Here is a 16,665-nt window from a genome sequence, read left to right as displayed (position 1 = left end):
ACTTCTGGGTCATTGTCAAAACCAATCTACCACAGTTAGTTGAGATTATAAATTAAACCTTCACTGGTTCTAATATTTTCAATTGTCAGATTTATAGGAGCATTTGGTCCAGTAACTAGCCCCCGTCTTGTTGGTTTAACTTCCTGGGTATTAACTAATTTCATTGACCATGTTTTTAGCACTTTGGCCAATATCAATTTCATTTCCATTTGGGCAAAAGCTAAACCCACACAACGCCTAGACCCACCACCAAAAGGTAGAAATTGATAAGGTGAAAATTGTTTTTCTAAAAAGCGTTCTGGTTTGAATTTTTCTGGATCCGGATAAATATCTTCCCTGTGATGAACTAAATAAATTGAACCTAAAAGAATTGTCCCCGGTTCAAGTTGATAACCGCCGAGAGAAATGGGTGCTTTAACCATTCTAGGAAAAGTTAACATTCCCACGGGATGAATCCTTAATGTTTCATTACAAACCCCAGTTAAATATGGCAATTTAAAAACAGCACTGGAATCATAATTTTCTTCTAAACTATCCAATTCTGCCAATAACTTTTCTCTAACTTCCGGGAATTTATGAATCCAGTAAAAAGCCCAAGAAATAGCTGTAGCTGTAGTTTCATGACCCGCAACTAATAAAGTCATTAATTCATCTTTTAATTCTGCATCAGTCATGGGTTGATTATTTTCATCTCTAGCAGACATAAGCAAATTAAGAATATCTGTCCGCTGGGGATCAAAATTTTCTCTTCTTTCTTTAATTTCCTGATAAATTAGTTGGTCAGCTTGTTCTTTTTTCTCAACGTATCGTCTCCAAATTTCCGATATCCCAAAGATCTCTTTCAATTTAGGAAAATATAGAAAACTCACCCGCAAAGGACTGCTAGCCTGTTCTAAAACTTCACAAAGTAAATATTTAAGTTTTACTGCTCTTTCTCCTTCATGAATGCCAAAAACAGCCTCCATCATTACCTGAAGAGTGATATCTTGGGTAATGTTCCTAACATTGAAAAATTGATTTTTTTCTTGTTGAGCAAAAACTTTTGTGGTGATATTCTCAATTAATTTTGAATAAGTTTTCATTCTTTCTCCATGAAAAGGAGGCATAATTAATTGACGCTCACGTTGATGTGCCTTACCACTAAGAGTAATAACAGAATTTTTGCCCAATAAATATTCAAAAATACTATTTAACTCTCCCGGTGCTTCCAATTCTTTTTGATCATTAGTTAACATCTGCTGTATGGCTTCCGGAGAATGAAGAAATATCAGTGGTGGTAAATCACTTTGTAGTTTTAGAGCAAACACATCTCCGTAATTTTTAGCACATTCCACCATATAAGGCATAGGCCTGAATATCCAGTTTAAGACTTGAATAGTGGATAATGTTTTCGGCCCTGGTAGTATTTGCATAGTTTTATCCAGTTTTTACTATTACGATTATAACACTACTTTCTGGCAATGTAAAAACCATACCCAAAGTATTTGGTGAACTTGTGGTAGAGTTCAATAAATTCAATCCACTTGGTTAAACACTGACAATAGTTTAAATCCTGACAAACTCTTACATGCTTTCCTAGAGTTTTGGCGACAACATGGGGAACTATTGCTTAAAAGTGCACCGTCCAATATCATTTAGATTTTCCTTACAAAGATAGGTAGTTACTGTTCGTTTATTTCCAGACATTTATGGACACTCCCAAGGAAATTGGGGATTTCGTGTCCCCTCTCCCCTGGTCCCCCCTAAGCTGGATAAATCCTCAACCTCCTATTTGGTTCCTCCCCAAAACTATGGGACTTCAATCGATAATGCTCCACTAACTCATGCTGCATCTTACGCACATGGGCAGAACGAGGTAACAACTCTACCGGTTGACCCTTGGGAATGACAATTTGTTCAACTGCTAATCTGGCCTCCTCTAAAGCGTCAATTTCATCATCACTACCCTCATGCAATAATAGTTGCAACTCACAATCTTCTCCCAAATCCAGATCATCCATATTCAATAATCTTCTCAACCCACGACTAATTTGGGGAATAGCACTGGATTTAATTACATGTATGGGTAAATGACGAGACTTAGCTAATTGCCTGAGTTTTGCCTGATTTTTAACATGGGAGCGCAAAGCTAAAATTGCATCTGCTCCATCAATATCCTTTGTTAAAGCAACAGGTAACTTCAACACCTCAATTACATGTTCCAACTGATGACGACTCACTCCATAAGGATAAACATGCAAAGGTAAATCTTCCCCATTTGGACCCGCTGATCTAATTTTACCTAAGTTAAAACTGTCACCCTGGTCAAAAGACTCATCCAACAACCGATCAAATTCACTAGTTGTTCCCCGTTCCCTCTCCGGAGACAACGGGGGTAAAGCTACCATGTGACCAGAAGCACGCCAACCATTTACCTGTTTGATTGCTAAAGACTCTTCTTCACTTGCTAAACCACTTCCATAACCATTCACCAGTGTTAATGGCCGAGTAATGGAAACTTTCCCCTGTTCATCCACCGTTCGCGTTTGAGGATTGGGTTGGCGTCCTCTTAATAAAGAATCAACCGTATCAGCCACGCTTTCGTGTACCACCCAACGCTCCCGCTCTAACATTTCCACAGCAATTTCAAAGGTAGGGGGTGCCTTCCTTTCCAATACGGTTTTTTGCGATCTACGTCTTCTAGCTTCGTCATCTCCTAGAGTTACTGCTTGAATACCACCCACCAAATCCGAAAGAGTCGGGTTTTTGATTAGGTTCTCAATTTGATTTCCGTGAGCAGTACCCACTAATTGTACTCCTCTCTCCGCAATTGTCCGTGATGCTAGAGCCTCCAACTCCGTACCAATCTCATCTATAATTATTACCTCTGGCATGTGGTTTTCCACAGCCTCAATCATTACCTGATGTTGTAATTCTGGTCTAGCTACCTGCATTCTTCGAGCGCGACCAATGGCTGGATGGGCTATGTCACCATCTCCAGCAATTTCATTGGAAGTATCAATAATAATTACTCTCTTATGCAGATCCTCGGCTAATACACGGGCAATTTCCCGCAAAGCTGTTGTTTTACCAACCCCTGGACGACCTAACATGAGGATTGACTTACCCGTTTCTACTAAATCTCGGATCATCCCAATAGTACCAAACACGGCTCGACCCACACGGCAAGTCAAGCCAATAATTTTACCATTGCGGTTGCGTATGGCACTGATACGATGTAAAGTTTGCTCGATACCAGCTCTATTATCTCCGCCGAAATTTCCTACTCGTTGAATACAATCATCTATTTGGGACTGAGTAACGGGGGACTGACTTAAATACTCAGCAACACCCGGAAACCGAGCTTCTGGGAGACGCCCTAAATCCAACACCACTTCTACTAAATTATCCCTTTGGGGATGATCTTGCAGCTGTTTTTCCAGGTCTTGGGGTAAAATTTCCAGTAACTTTTGCAGGTCTGTAATCGTCATGCTTTCTATGGTGGTGACGTTTTTAGAGATAACAAATGAGCTATTAGAGATCTGACTGTGACTTGATTTGGGATACCAGAGAGTTAGCAAGTTTTACTGCTTGCCAGAGCAGTTCTGGTTGATCCTCTAGCCGTTGACTTTTTTTGGTGTTTACCTCCCAACTTTCTAACTGGTCAATCACTGGTGACAGCAATACCCGGGCATAGCTTCCATAAGCAACACCCGCAAGTTGACCCGGGGAATTCTCCAGTTTTCCACCCCCTAACATCCCCAGGGTCTTTAATTTGGGAACAGTGTAATTATTAGTACCGCCTGCTAACTGCACATGTCCCGGTAAGTTTGCCGCTAAAACTTTTTGTCCTAATTTTATCGCTGTTATGGTAGTACCATCCCCTATATCCCCACTCATAGATCTGCCATCTGTCTGCCAAATTAAAACTTGTGGAAGAGGTACTATCAGATTATAAACTGATTTTAAGTAGTCAATTAAACCCTCTCCATCATTGCAACTGATGGCTAATAACTTTAATTTATTTGCCCAAGGGGCTATTTTCGACCACAAGTCCTCAAACTCTGGCAAACGTCCCACTTTTGTATGAATTTCAATGGCATCTATTCCCGTGGACATGATCAAGGGTAGAATTGCTCCTAGAGGTGATAAATGAGAGACTGTGTCAATTATCCCATAAGGACAAATGGGGACACAACGTCCACACCCATAACATTTCTCTGCAATAATTCCTGAAGAACTATCTTTTTGATTGTTAATTTGACTATTAAATACTATAGCCTGAGCAGGACATATTTTCTCACAAGGTTTGGAACAATTGTCTGGACAGTCTGTGGGATTGAATTTAGCTTTTCTAAAGTGTGGATCCTCACCGTCGTTTAGACTAACCATTAATAAGGGTAAGTTCCCTTGCCAGTTAAATCCTTTTGCTTGTGTTTCTTTTACAAGGGTTTTAGCAACTGAGAAAGCCTGCTTAACCACATCAATTACAGCCGGATCAGCAGCAACATCTATACAGTCTGCACCTGCTAGGGTGTAGGCCAAGGTTAAACTCCTAACTGATGGTAAATGTTGGAAACTGGCGCCACAAATCAGTTTGAACCAGTTACTTTGTTTAAGGGATTGTAAGGGGGCTAATAATTCGTTCATTCGAGCCAGGGTGAGAAACTGGTCATTTTTGGGTTGGGTATAGGGGAGGTGAGTCAATACTGCCAATCTTGTTCAAAGGCCAGAAACGAATCACGGCACGTCCAATAATTTTTTCTCTTGGCACAAGTCCCCAACAACGTCCATCATAACTGCTCGGACGGTTATCACCTAAAACTAAATAGGAGTTGGGTGGTATGGTTTGTGGTTGGGACAAAAAGGGACGCTGCAAAGTGGCTGTACACACATCAATACCTGTGCGCACGGTGGGAAATAAATATTTTTCTTCGGGCAGGGATTTATTGTTAATATAGACTTTGCCATTCTTTAATTCTACCCTTTCACCTGGTAGACCAATAATGCGCTTGATGAAGGCATCATGGAATTGTTCCTTTTGTAGTTCATCCGTGGGGGAGAATACAACAATATCCCCCCGTTCAGGAGGAGAAAATTTATATTTCACCTTATCCACAATAATCTTATCCGCTTGCCATTGATCTTGTACACCATGGAGCGTGGGTTCCATTGATCCTGTGGGTATCCACCGCGCTTCAGCCACCAGGGTGCGAACGCCTAAAGCTAATATACCGCTCAGCGCTAGCGTTCTAAAAACTTCCTTAATCCAGGAATTATTCTTTTTTTCACCGGAGTTTTGCTCGGACACTTGATTTTGCATGAAATTACTAGGTTTGGCATTGGGAACCATTTACCAGGAATCGGAAAATGTTGTTGACCAACTGACTGGAACAGGCCCTAAATCTATTCTGACATAATATTCCCAGTTGTTAATAAGTAGACATTAGTCAGAAAATTTACCCTGGTATGACAAATCTAAGTATAGCCCTGGAAAGAAGGCTATAGACGGGTTTGAGGGTTAAAAATCAGGGTTGGGTAGGGGTTCTGGCTCGCTTCCGCAGCTAAAGCTATATATAAAAATCTCAACTTACCTGCCCATTTTCTGCTAGAATGAACTAGCTTGAATTACCGTAATCAAATTTCCTTTATATATTAATATTAATATGTCCGATTATCCTAGTTTATTGATTCGTCAAGCCCGTGTGCTGCTACCCAATGGTGATTTCATAATTGGGGATGTGTTAACCCAAAAGAACAAAATAGTACAAGTAAGTTCGGAAGTATGTGCTGACACTTCTGTGGTGGAAATAGATGCTCAAGGATTAACTTTACTTCCTGGGGTAATTGATCCCCAAGTGCATTTCCGTGAACCCGGTTTAGAATATAAGGAAGATCTGTTTACTGCCAGTTGCGCTTGCGCTAAAGGTGGTGTCACTTCCTTTTTGGAAATGCCAAATACAAAACCTTTAACTACTAATCAGTCAGCTTTAGACGACAAACTTCATAGGGCATCTCAAAAGTCTTTGGTTAATTATGGCTTTTTTATTGGGGCAACAGCAGATAACTTAACAGAGTTACTGACGGTTAATCCCACACCAGGAATTAAAATTTTTATGGGTTCCATGCATGGTGACCTATTAATTGATGAAGAAGCCATACTAGACAGAATATTTTCCCAGGGTAGTCGCTTAATAGCTGTTCATGCTGAAGACCAGTCCAGAATTCGTCAACGTCGTCAACAATTTGCCGGTATTCACGACCCAGCCATTCATTCTCAAATTCAAGACCCCCAGGCCGCTTTAAATGCAACCCAGTTAGCACTAAAACTTTCTCAAAAATATCATAGACGTTTACATATTTTACATTTATCTACGGGAGTGGAAGCAGAACTACTGCGTCAGTATAAACCTAGCTGGGTAACGGCGGAGGTCACGCCACAACACCTCTTGTTAAATACTGAAGCTTATAGCACCATAGGGACCCTAGCACAAATGAATCCTCCCTTGCGATCGCCCCAAGATAATCAAGTATTATGGCGGGCTTTACGAGATGGTGTAATTGATTTCATTGCTACAGATCATGCTCCCCACACCCTAGAAGAGAAAGCCCAGATTTACCCTAACACACCTTCTGGTATGCCAGGTGTAGAGACTTCTCTTCCATTAATGTTAACGGCAGCAATGGATGGTAAATGTACTGTCTCCCAAGTAGCAAATTGGATGTCTAAAGCAGTAGCTGTGGGGTATGGAATTCCCAATAAGGGAGAAATTACCCCTGGTTACGATGCGGATTTGGTCTTAGTGGATTTAAATAATTATAAACCTGTAAAAAGGGAGGAGTTATTAAGCAAATGTGGTTGGAGTCCCTTTGAGGGTTGGAACTTAACGGGTTGGCCCGTACAAACCATAGTAGGTGGTCAGATTGTCTATGCCCAAGGGAAAGTAAACCCACAGATTCGCGGTCAGGCATTAAGTTTTGGTGGTTAGCCATCAACCCCAATAATTTCTTAATCTATTTCTTAATCTATTCAAGTGTCTATGGATCAAACATTGCCCGCTGCTACACACGAAGTAAATGCTTACTTGCCCTATATTCAGGGTAATAAACGTAATTTTTTACCCTGGGCTATCACCCTCTATCAAAAGGGTTGTATTGATGGAGAGCGGAAAATAGAGGGTAGTGACAATATTCCCTTCACGGCCAAATGGAATATTAGTACCCTACCTACTGATTTAACTTGCTGTAGTGTACAGTTTCATGCTCCTGGGGAGTTTGCCTATGAAGTAACTATGACTGGCTTTGAATTTGTAGACTTTCTAATTCAAGTCATAGAAAATTATAAGAGAAATAGAATTGTTGATTTTTCCAAAGCCTTTTACCGTAAACTCCTGTGTCCGGAATAATGGTTTTTGGAAATTATAGCTTTAGTGAGGAATACTAATTCCGGTTCATTCAGAGCAAACGGTAAGCTCTACCGAGATTACTTGTGGAGTAGGCAAACCCGATAAAAATATCGGACAGTTCAAATTAGGAGCGCAGGGCGTGGCAACATCTGTTAAAAATTTTAAGTATTTGCTAATTGGCTCAATAGAGGCTTACAGCGGCAAATCTGCAACCCTGTTGGGGTTATCTTACCAACTAAGACAAAAGGGATTAGATATAGCCTATGGTAAACCCCTGGGTAATAGTAGATTCAATCCCAAGATCAATCCGATGGAAGAAGATGTCCAATTTATGATCGAAAGCTTGAAGCTGGGTGAAAATCTAGTTGCACCGACCCTGTTGGGCTTAAATGAGGTTAGCGTCCAAAAAAGATTAAGGGGTGAGGATAAAACTAATTACCAGGAACTATTGGTAGAACATTATTTACAAGTGGCACGGGGAGATTTGATGCTCTTGGAAGGGCCAGGTAATTTGACCGAGGGAAATTTATTTGGTTTATCCTTACCAGAAGTTGCTAATATATTGGATGGCGGTGTAATTTTAGTCCACCGTTACCAGTCTCTTCTCTCAGTAGAGACAATTTTATCAGCCCAAACAATTATAGGTTCTAGATTAGAAGGAATCAGCTCACGCTTGCTTGGTGTAATAATCAATGAAGTCCCCCCAGAAGAACTGAACACTGCCAACGATCTCCTGCGCCCATTTTTGGAAGAACGGGGAATTCCTGTATTAGCCATACTGCCAAAGAACGCCTTACTCCGTAGCGTTAGTGTACGGGAGCTAGTCAAACAATTGAAAGCTGATATTTTATGTCGTGAAGATCGCTTAGACTTATTAGTCGAAAGTCTGGCTATTGGGGCCATGAATGTCAATGCCGCAGTTAAATATTTCCGCAAACGTCGTAACAAGGCAGTGGTTACAGGAGGGGATCGGGTAGAAATTCAACAAGCAGCTTTAGAAACATCTACTCAATGTCTAATCCTCACGGGACAATTACCTCCTCCACCTTTCATCCTGCACCGGGCCGAAGAACTGGAAATTCCTATTTTATCAGTGGATCTTGACACCTTGACCACAGTAGAGATTGTTGATCGAGCCTTTGGTCATGTTCGGTTCCATGAACCTCTTAAAGTAGAGTGCATAAATCAACTAATGTCCGAACACTTCGATACCAACCGTCTCTTGTCACAACTAGGAAATTAAGAAAAAAGATAGAAATCTGTAACTTCATTTGGCCGATTACCTGCAGGCCATTTGGTACAATAGTTGGGTTGTTTAATCCGATAATCTCTATCTTTGAGCCAGTCAACAGAACTGATTAACCTGGATACTTTAGCACAGGAACTGGCGACAATCCAACAAACTGGTTCCAAAAGAATCGCTCTGTTAGGTTCCCGTCACGTACCAATTACTCATCAAAATCTTATTGAAATGATGACTTATGCCCTGGTTTTGTCGGGCAATCGCATTATTACTTCCGGTGCTACAGGTACTAACTCCGCTGCTATCAGAGGTGCGACCCGTGCGGATCCGAATTTACTGACGGTAATTCTACCCCAAAGTTTGGAACGCCAACCCTCTGAATCCCGCCAACAACTAGAGCAGGTGATGCATCTGGTGGAAAATCCTAGTAATGATAATCTTTCCTTAAGTGAGGCTAGCCAGTTGTGCAATAGAGAAATTGTTTCTCGCTGTCAGCAATTGGTCTGCTTTGCTTTCCATGATAGTCGTACTCTCTTGGAAACTTGTAAAGAAGCGGAAGAACAAAGAAAAGTGGTAACCTTGTTCTATTTCGATTAAAATGAGATCATGGCCCCAACCACTTACAAGGGGTGGAGTAGGGCCAAAACGCCTACTGATACGAATGACTAATTACCAGTGAGTACTGGGTAATAACTATGATTACTCAGTATTCATCATTATTCATTTAAGATAACACTAAAGGTATTATATTTTTCCTATGGCATCTAGTTTTTCTTTCGATATTGTCAGCGATTTTGACCGTCAAGAATTGGTCAATGCGGTTGATCAGGTGATACGAGACATCAAAAGCCGTTATGATCTCAAAGATACCCAAACCACCGTGGAGTTGGGGGAAAAAACTGTTACTATTAATACTGACAGCAATATGACTTTGGAGTCAGTGCATGGTATACTGCGGGAAAAGGCTGCTAAACGTAATCTATCACAAAAGATCTTTGATTTTGGTCAGGTTGAGTCTGCTAGCGGTAATCGTGTCCGTCAAGAAATTACCCTGAAAAAGGGCATTAATCAGGATATTGCTAAACAAATATCTAAACTAATTCGTGACAATTTTAAGAAGGTACAGGCTTCTATTCAAGGGGATGCAGTAAGGGTTACAGCCAAAGCCAAGGATGACTTACAAGCTGTAATCCAAAGCTTAAAAGAAGAGGATTTTCCTGTAGCTTTACAATTCACTAACTACCGTTAAAACGAGGAATTCCTCTTTCAACTAGTTACTTCTTGCACCTATGGTGTTTTGAAATGCTGGACGAAGGGAGATGTTATGCATGTAGTTTAAGACTGCTGGGTAGTTACTTAAGTCCAGCTTCAGCATAATGGGGATATAGCTGAGTATAGATCCTACAGCTACATCAGCAACGGTAAACTGATCCCCTAGTAGAAATGGTTGTTGAGAAAAAATATCATTTAAGGGACCTAATAAACGCGGCATTTCTTTTTCTCGGTTGGTTTCTATGAATATACCTGTGGCTAAGGTCGAATTAGCAAATAGTACCCACTGGTAAAAGGTTGCTTGGGTCTCTAAAGATGAGGATACCTGACTGTACTTTTGGGCCAAGTATAACAAAATTGCTCCCGATTCCCAAAGTTTTAACTCACCATCTACAATTGCTGGCACTTTTCCAATAGGATTAATTGCTAAGAAATCTGGTTTTAGATGCTCTCCTGCTTTCATATCCAGATTCACAAACTCGTATGGAACATTTAGCTCCTCTAAATACCACTTAATAATTGATGCTCGACTAAAAAGGCTACCGTATAGTTTCAACATATTTGACTAATCATTACTCCAAGTTTTTCAAGCGATAATTTATCTTTAAAGCACCTTGTGGGTATGGGAATGTTGTTTAATATTGTCCTCTTTGGTAACAACCCTGGCGGCGTTTAATACTCGTTTACGCTCCGTAGAATAATTAAAATCGCTTTTAGTTGTACCAATGGGAATTAAGCTTTGGGCCGATTCCCGTCGCTTATAAGTGCGCGTCGCAGAAAATGTTCTTTGCAAAAACTCTTCGCTAAATTGGGCAGTTTCAGGAAATCCGGAGGGTAATAACAGGTTTTCCCCATCTAGTATGGATCCTAAAGTGGTTGCATAAGCTAGTTTATATGATGTAGGTATCCCTTTTATTATGGCCTCTAATGCTGCTGAAGGAATTGGTTCAATAATTTCAAGCTCATGCACCTCTCCATCTTCCTTATAAAAACAAGTCGCTAAACCAATAACTATATAATCATCGGTTCTTAGGTCTAAACCATTGGGATGGGAAATTGCTGTTGTCATGGAGTTTACTCGGAATGTGAATTTTTCGTGAATTTTTGGGTTTATGCAATGGTACAGGGTGACACTAGGGAGTGACCACACAGAGTGTTAATCAGCTTTTTGCCTGATTGTAACTCCCTGCTTCCTCAATTTTGACACACACCCAAATTCTGTCTGGAATTAGTCTTGGGAGTGATGTATATGTTTCTGGGTCTATGGCCTAATTGTATAGGTAGTTTGAATTGATTCTCACCTGTTTACTCCTTAATCTCTAAATGGCACACAGATGGCATAATAGTAATACAGTAGTACACCTAAACTACCAGCAAGAAAAATTTTATCGTTTGATTTCATAGGGCAATTAGCTTGGGCAGAAATATATGGATACTTACTCTTTTTTTAACTCTCACACTGACAATAACCCCTTATATAAAAGAAACAATTGGCAAAGTTCTTACAAGTCTTATAACCAAAAAAAATTAGCAGCTCCAGACATGGGGTCTTTAAAGGATGAGAAGTATATGCGATCATACGCTTTACAATTAGCTCATCAAGGAGAGTACACAAAGGCGATCGCCTTGCTGAACCAAATAATTGATAGTCATCCTGAAAATGCTATTGACTATAATAACAGGGGGTTAATCTACTTTCAAAGCGGTCATGCTCAAAAAGCACTACTGGACTACAATACTGCCATGCAGTTGAACCCCAGGTTGGCCAGCGTCTATAATAACCGAGCTAACTACTATGCTGCTGGCGGCGATTTAGTTAAGGCCATGTCTGATTATGACCAAGCTTTGGATTTAAATCCCCGCTACGTGCGCGCCTGGATTAATCGGGGTATTACCTTACGAGAATTAGGAGAGTACAAAGATGCCATTGATGATTTTGAAATTGCCCTGCTGTTTGGTCAACTCGAGATTCACATTTGGTCAGAACGGGGTAGGAGTTACCACCTGTGGGGCGATTGGAACTGTGCGATCGCAGATTACCGTAGGGTCTTATCCCATACAAATTCCTTAGATAAGATAGGGGATATAATCACCTATAGGCTAAGGCTACAAGTGGAAAATTGGTTAGGAGAATTAGGTTTTTACACGTATAAATGAACTAAATAAGTAGGGGGCACAATTATTTGTAGAATGGGTTGAGGAACGAAACCCATGCGGGCGTTGGGTTTTATACTTCAACCCACTTAAATGGTAAGATGGGGTAGCTGAGGATAGTTTCCTCACTACCTTTTACTGCGTGGAATCTAGGGCTTCGACAGTTTTTCTATCTGGATTAACCAGTATAATTTGTCGCTGGTTAGGTTGTAAGCGGTAAGAGTGTTCTCTCATAATGCTTTGAGCTTGACTAGGATCAAAATTACGGGTAAATTCTTCTCTTAGGGTGCGAACGCGAGTTTTCATAAGCTTAACTTGTGTCTCTATATTTTCTAACTTGTCTTGCTGTAACCAGTAATAGGGGAACAGCCGTGTCAGTGCAGATATTGATACTGAAATAATAAGTAAATTTACTATGATTTTGCCAAAAACTTCCATTGCCATAATTAATTGCGATCGCTGGCGAAGGTGTCTTTTCGACTGACGGCGTACAGTTGAAGATGGTTTTTGAGGCTGTAGTGGTGGTATATATTCAAATGCTTTCATTGTGCTAAATAGCCCTGACGTATCATGCCCACCATGGTAATCCATGTGAGGAATGTTTGACAAGTATGATAAGAGGAAGTAGGGAATTGAGAAGCTAAGTGGAAAAATATCTATCTTTTGATAGATGCTAAGTGGCTTTCCGCTTGTTTACAGTGTCTGTGTTGTATAAAAGGGGGTATTGGGTTAGCATGAAGGATCTGATTATAGTTAGTGGGCTTAGTGCGGGTGTGGGTATTGGTGTTATCTTGACGGGTATAGCTAACGGACAAGCTAGTATAGGGGTATTAAGTAGCACTGCTGGTGCTATTATGGGAGCTTCTGTAGTTCGCAAGTTGGAAGATGATAGAAATCGGGTCACATTAGTTAAGCTTGAGGAACTAAAAAATCGGGAACTGACAAGACAAGAATCAACAAACCTAATCCAACAAATAGAAACTCTTAGGCCCACTGTAAAGCAGTTACAACAAGACCGAGAAAGGGAAGAAGAAAATCTAGTAGTCCTGAGAGGGAAATTAGGTAATCAGCAAGCTGAGTTAGAATTCATTAGAAGAGAATGGGAGCAAAATCAGTCTAGATTGGAAGATATTACCCAAACAGTTGCCAATCTGACAGCACAAAAACAGGAATTGGAAAATCGCATCAGTGTGATTAATCAAGAGAATCCTCGTTTATTAGAATTGGAAGAACTCAGACGAGCAATTGAACAATCTAGAATTGAGAAAAGTGCTTTAGAAGGAAAAATCAGTGGGCTCACCTCTCAACTGGAATCCTTAGATTCCCGCAGACAAGAAACTGTTTCTATTGAATTGGAATTACGGGCTAAAGAAATTGATTTAGAGAAGTTGACCACACAAGTTGAAAATCTGAAAAATCAGTCTCAGGAACTAGAACAACGTGCAGCTGATTTAGAATTGTTGCGTTTTACCTATGATAATATTATTAAACAAAACCAAGATTATGAGGTAAAAGTTAATCAGTTAAGACCAGAAATACAAAGGTTAGAATTAGAAAAACAACAAATTTTACATTCAATCCAAGAAAATCAAAACGAATACCAAAAAGTCCAAGAATTAAGAGAAAAATTACATAGTTTAAGACTGAGTATTGCAGACGAAAGCTCAAGGTTAAGAGAGGTAGAAACAGAAACACAGACTTGGCAGGGTAAGAAAGCAGCTTTAGAAGAGAGCAATGGTCATTTACAAGAACAAAAACAGGAACTTGAAAGAACAATTAGTAGATACAAACAGGAAATTGTAGAAATAGAAAATAGTGCGGAATTAGCCTTACAGCCTTTGAAAGAAAAGCTTTGGAATAATCTACCACAAATAATTAAACCAAGAAAGCAAGAATCAGAATTTATAGCTGATTTTATTACTAGAATTAGGTCCCAAGGATTAACTTTTTCAACTAGAACAGTTAATGCTTTCCACACATCTTTAAAAGTACAAGACATTTCTGCCTTAGTAATTTTAGCAGGGATTAGTGGGACGGGTAAAAGTGAACTACCGCAAAGATATGCCAATTATCTTGGTGCCCAATTACTAACATTAGCTGTACAACCACGATGGGATTCTCCCCAGGATTTGCAGGGTTTTTATAACTATGTGGAAAAGAAATTTAAACCAACTGACTTAATGAGAGGACTATATCAATATGGACAGCCAGAAATGCAGGACAGAATAGTCATTGTGTTACTGGATGAAATGAATTTAGCCAGAGTGGAATATTACTTTAGTGAGTTTTTGTCTAAATTGGAAAGTCGCCGTAATCACCCGACCCACTTAGAACTGGATGTAGGTAGTTTGCGAATTCGTGAAAATGAACGTCGTTTACAAATTCCCAACTCCTTTTTATTTGTGGGAACGATGAATGAAGATGAAACTACACAGACCCTATCTGACAAAGTACTAGATAGAGCAAATGTCTTAACCTTTGGTAGACCACAAAATTTAAAATTGCGTCAGGAGAATCAAGGAGCAACAGTTCAATATCAGGATTCCAGTTATCTACCCTATTCTCATTTTCAATCGTGGGTGAAATTGCCCAATCCCAATTCTGAAATAGTTAGGAGCGTCAAATATTTCCTGAACCAAGCTAATGAGGTAATGGAAAAAATGGGACACCCATTTGCACATCGTGTTTACCAAGCTATTACTCAATATGTGGTTAACTATCCACAAGTGGAGAGTATTGAATCCCCAGCTTTTAAATTTGCCCTCGCTGATCAATTTGGACAGAAACTGTTGCCCAAATTACGAGGAGTGATGGTTGACGAAGCTCATGAGCAGCTAGAAGAAATGGGCAGAATTATTGATGATATCAATGATCAACCATTAATTACAGCCTTTGATAAAGCAAGAAAGGGGCGTTATGGACAGTTTACTTGGCAGGGTTTAGTATATGAAGATGAAGAGGTATAATGAAAATATATTCCAATTTATTTGCCTATCTGAATCAGTCTGACCCGATTTCAAATTCGACTGAATTGAGTGCCAGCGACCGTCCAATTATTGTTTTGGAACCATATGAAGATTTATCTTTATCGTCTTGGTTTATCACCATTGTTCCGGGAGTTTATCAAATCGGGTTTCCCTATTTACAACCAGCTAATTTATCCTATTCTGATGAACATAATTGGCAGGATTTAAGGTCTGTATTGAATTTAGAAGTTTCTAAAAAATCTTATAAATTACCTATCATGGGTCAAGTTATGGATCTAGAAACTATTAAAGAGGAAGCAGAAATCGAAGAATGGGAAAATAGATTAGGAAATCGTTTGGATAAAACAGTATCCGAATTAATCCGGTTATTTATTGGCATGTTTACAGACATATTTAGTGGAGAAAATACCGTAAGATTTAATATGGAATCTCATATTTTGCTCAGTCGAGTACCACAAAAGTTACACTCTGTGAACCTTAAAGATGCCAATTTACCAATTGTAATCAGCTTAGATAAAAAATATCAATTGCGCCGAAAGTTAGAATTAATTGGTGACAAGCTACGTCATCAACTGAGAAGACAAGCAGAATCAATGCCAGTAGGAAAAATTCAAGAAATGGATAGTTATTGTTTACGAGATTATATTCGTAGACCTGGGTTAACTGCTGTAGAAAAAGCTGGTTCAAAACAAGAACTAATGGGGATTCAACGATATCAAGATTTTAACACTCCTGAAAATAAATTTCTGGTTTATTTTACTCGATATTTACACTTGAGTTGTTTTCAATATGAAAGAAGTGGAGCAGTTCAGTTTAGGGGAGAAGTTAGAAAAATTAGATTAGTAATTGATTTGTTTCAAAGTCAGCCAATAGTTAATACGATTCAAAATAAAAACTATCAGTTCACAAAACCAAATTATGTGCTACAGCAAAATGCTACATATAAGAGTTTTTATCAGGCATATTTAGAATATGTACGCAAGAGGTATGAAAAAGAGAAGTTATGGAGTTTTAGAAATTCCTTATTGGCGGATGTGGTTTATATTTACTTCACAGCGGCATTACTCAAATTTAATCATGTAAATATAAATGCTAGTTCCCTGGTTAAATCTAACTTAATTGCTGATCAAGGATGTTATTTAACTAGAGATCAAAATGTTACAGTTAGAGTATTTTTACAGAACCAAGTTTATGTATTTGGTTTGCAGAAACCAGCTGAAATTTCTAGAGGTGATTGGGTGTTAACCTTAGAAATTCATCAGTTAGATTCTGGGGAACTAAATTCCACAAAGTTAGAATTTCCCATTTGGGTATTTTGGTATGTTCCCAGTCAGGATGTAATTAGTGAAATGCAAAAAAGAAGTAGAAGTTTTGATTCATTTTCACAAGCAATTGTATTATATTTACAAGAACATCCGTCAACTTATAATTCGAGTTATGGGGAAAATCATAATCTAGAAATTGCATCTCAAAATTTCAGGTTAATGAAGTTACCGGAAAATTTGACGGAGCAGGGATTTTATCCAACCGTTGAAATAATTACCAAAATGATCACCAATTTGCTTGAACGCAATTAACAGAAGATACTATGACTTATAATGAGAATTACAATATGGACTTTAGT

The 16,665-nt window shown here is 39.3% G+C and carries 15 protein-coding genes; 8 read left to right on the top strand and 7 right to left on the bottom strand.

The features are described from left to right. Window positions 1–35: 35 nt before the first annotated feature. The 4 genes from IAR63_RS17285 to lepB all read right to left on the bottom strand — a co-directional run bounded on the left by IAR63_RS17285 (window position 36) and on the right by lepB (window position 5,302). Entirely contained in the window at window positions 36–1,412 is a 1,377-nt protein-coding gene (locus IAR63_RS17285; protein WP_187706129.1) for a cytochrome P450, read from the bottom strand. A gap of 330 nt (window positions 1,413–1,742) precedes the next feature. Then, the gene (locus IAR63_RS17280) at window positions 1,743–3,470 is read right to left on the bottom strand and encodes a R3H domain-containing nucleic acid-binding protein (protein WP_187706128.1); all 1,728 of its coding nucleotides are present in this window, start codon (window positions 3,468–3,470) and stop codon (window positions 1,743–1,745) included. A 43-nt stretch (window positions 3,471–3,513) separates the two neighbouring features. After that, window positions 3,514–4,629, bottom strand: coding sequence for a circadian clock protein LdpA (gene ldpA / locus IAR63_RS17275; RefSeq protein WP_187706127.1), 1,116 nt, complete (start codon window positions 4,627–4,629; stop codon window positions 3,514–3,516). Window positions 4,630–4,651: 22 nt separating this feature from the next. After that, window positions 4,652–5,302 (bottom strand): signal peptidase I, encoded by a 651-nt coding sequence (gene lepB / locus IAR63_RS17270; protein ID WP_187706126.1) that lies wholly within the window; start codon window positions 5,300–5,302, stop codon window positions 4,652–4,654. A 343-nt stretch (window positions 5,303–5,645) separates the two neighbouring features. On the opposite strand from lepB, the gene IAR63_RS17265 reads away from it, so the two are divergent. The 5 genes from IAR63_RS17265 (at window position 5,646) to IAR63_RS17245 (ending at window position 9,877) form a co-directional block, all read left to right on the top strand. Next, window positions 5,646–6,968, top strand: coding sequence for a dihydroorotase (locus IAR63_RS17265; RefSeq protein WP_187706125.1), 1,323 nt, complete (start codon window positions 5,646–5,648; stop codon window positions 6,966–6,968). A 51-nt stretch (window positions 6,969–7,019) separates the two neighbouring features. Continuing rightward, window positions 7,020–7,385 (top strand): type IV pilus biogenesis protein EbsA, encoded by a 366-nt coding sequence (ebsA, locus tag IAR63_RS17260; RefSeq protein WP_083383531.1) that lies wholly within the window; start codon window positions 7,020–7,022, stop codon window positions 7,383–7,385. Window positions 7,386–7,524: 139 nt separating this feature from the next. Continuing rightward, entirely contained in the window at window positions 7,525–8,628 is a 1,104-nt protein-coding gene (locus IAR63_RS17255; protein ID WP_187706124.1) for a phosphotransacetylase family protein, read from the top strand. Between the two features lie 93 nt (window positions 8,629–8,721). Further along, the gene (locus tag IAR63_RS17250; RefSeq protein ID WP_006277230.1) at window positions 8,722–9,225 is read left to right on the top strand and encodes a hypothetical protein; all 504 of its coding nucleotides are present in this window, start codon (window positions 8,722–8,724) and stop codon (window positions 9,223–9,225) included. Between the two features lie 160 nt (window positions 9,226–9,385). After that, on the top strand, window positions 9,386–9,877 hold the full coding sequence (locus IAR63_RS17245; protein ID WP_006277231.1) for a YajQ family cyclic di-GMP-binding protein: 492 nt from the start codon (window positions 9,386–9,388) through the stop codon (window positions 9,875–9,877). 21 nt (window positions 9,878–9,898) lie between these two features. Here IAR63_RS17245 and IAR63_RS17240 read toward each other — a convergent pair whose 3' ends face one another. Both IAR63_RS17240 and IAR63_RS17235 read right to left on the bottom strand, forming a co-directional pair. After that, window positions 9,899–10,459 carry a glutathione S-transferase family protein gene (locus IAR63_RS17240; RefSeq protein ID WP_006277233.1) on the bottom strand — a complete coding sequence of 187 codons (561 nt, stop codon included), beginning with the start codon at window positions 10,457–10,459 and terminating at the stop codon, window positions 9,899–9,901. A 45-nt stretch (window positions 10,460–10,504) separates the two neighbouring features. Next, a complete protein-coding gene (locus tag IAR63_RS17235; protein ID WP_187706123.1) occupies window positions 10,505–10,969 on the bottom strand; it encodes a hypothetical protein in 465 nt (154 codons plus the stop codon). A 359-nt stretch (window positions 10,970–11,328) separates the two neighbouring features. On the opposite strand from IAR63_RS17235, the gene IAR63_RS17230 reads away from it, so the two are divergent. Beyond that, complete coding sequence (locus tag IAR63_RS17230; protein ID WP_187706122.1) at window positions 11,329–12,057, top strand: tetratricopeptide repeat protein; 729 nt, start codon at window positions 11,329–11,331, stop codon at window positions 12,055–12,057. Window positions 12,058–12,189: 132 nt separating this feature from the next. Here IAR63_RS17230 and IAR63_RS17225 read toward each other — a convergent pair whose 3' ends face one another. Beyond that, complete coding sequence (locus IAR63_RS17225) at window positions 12,190–12,600, bottom strand: slr1601 family putative cell division protein (protein ID WP_187706121.1); 411 nt, start codon at window positions 12,598–12,600, stop codon at window positions 12,190–12,192. 188 nt (window positions 12,601–12,788) lie between these two features. Between IAR63_RS17225 and IAR63_RS17220 the strand changes: the two genes are divergently transcribed. Together IAR63_RS17220 and IAR63_RS17215 are read left to right on the top strand one after the other, a co-directional pair. Then, entirely contained in the window at window positions 12,789–15,020 is a 2,232-nt protein-coding gene (locus tag IAR63_RS17220) for an AAA family ATPase (protein ID WP_187706120.1), read from the top strand. Beyond that, window positions 15,020–16,618 (top strand): DUF2357 domain-containing protein, encoded by a 1,599-nt coding sequence (locus tag IAR63_RS17215; protein WP_187706119.1) that lies wholly within the window; start codon window positions 15,020–15,022, stop codon window positions 16,616–16,618. Before IAR63_RS17220 ends, IAR63_RS17215 begins: the two co-directional genes overlap by 1 nt. The last annotated feature ends 47 nt before the right edge of the window (window positions 16,619–16,665 follow it).

This window comes from Cylindrospermopsis curvispora GIHE-G1 (genome assembly GCF_014489415.1).
Classification (GTDB): domain Bacteria; phylum Cyanobacteriota; class Cyanobacteriia; order Cyanobacteriales; family Nostocaceae; genus Raphidiopsis; species Raphidiopsis curvispora_A.
The sequence above is the reverse complement of the archived record's forward strand: the minus strand, read 5'-3'. Positions and strand labels throughout refer to the sequence as shown.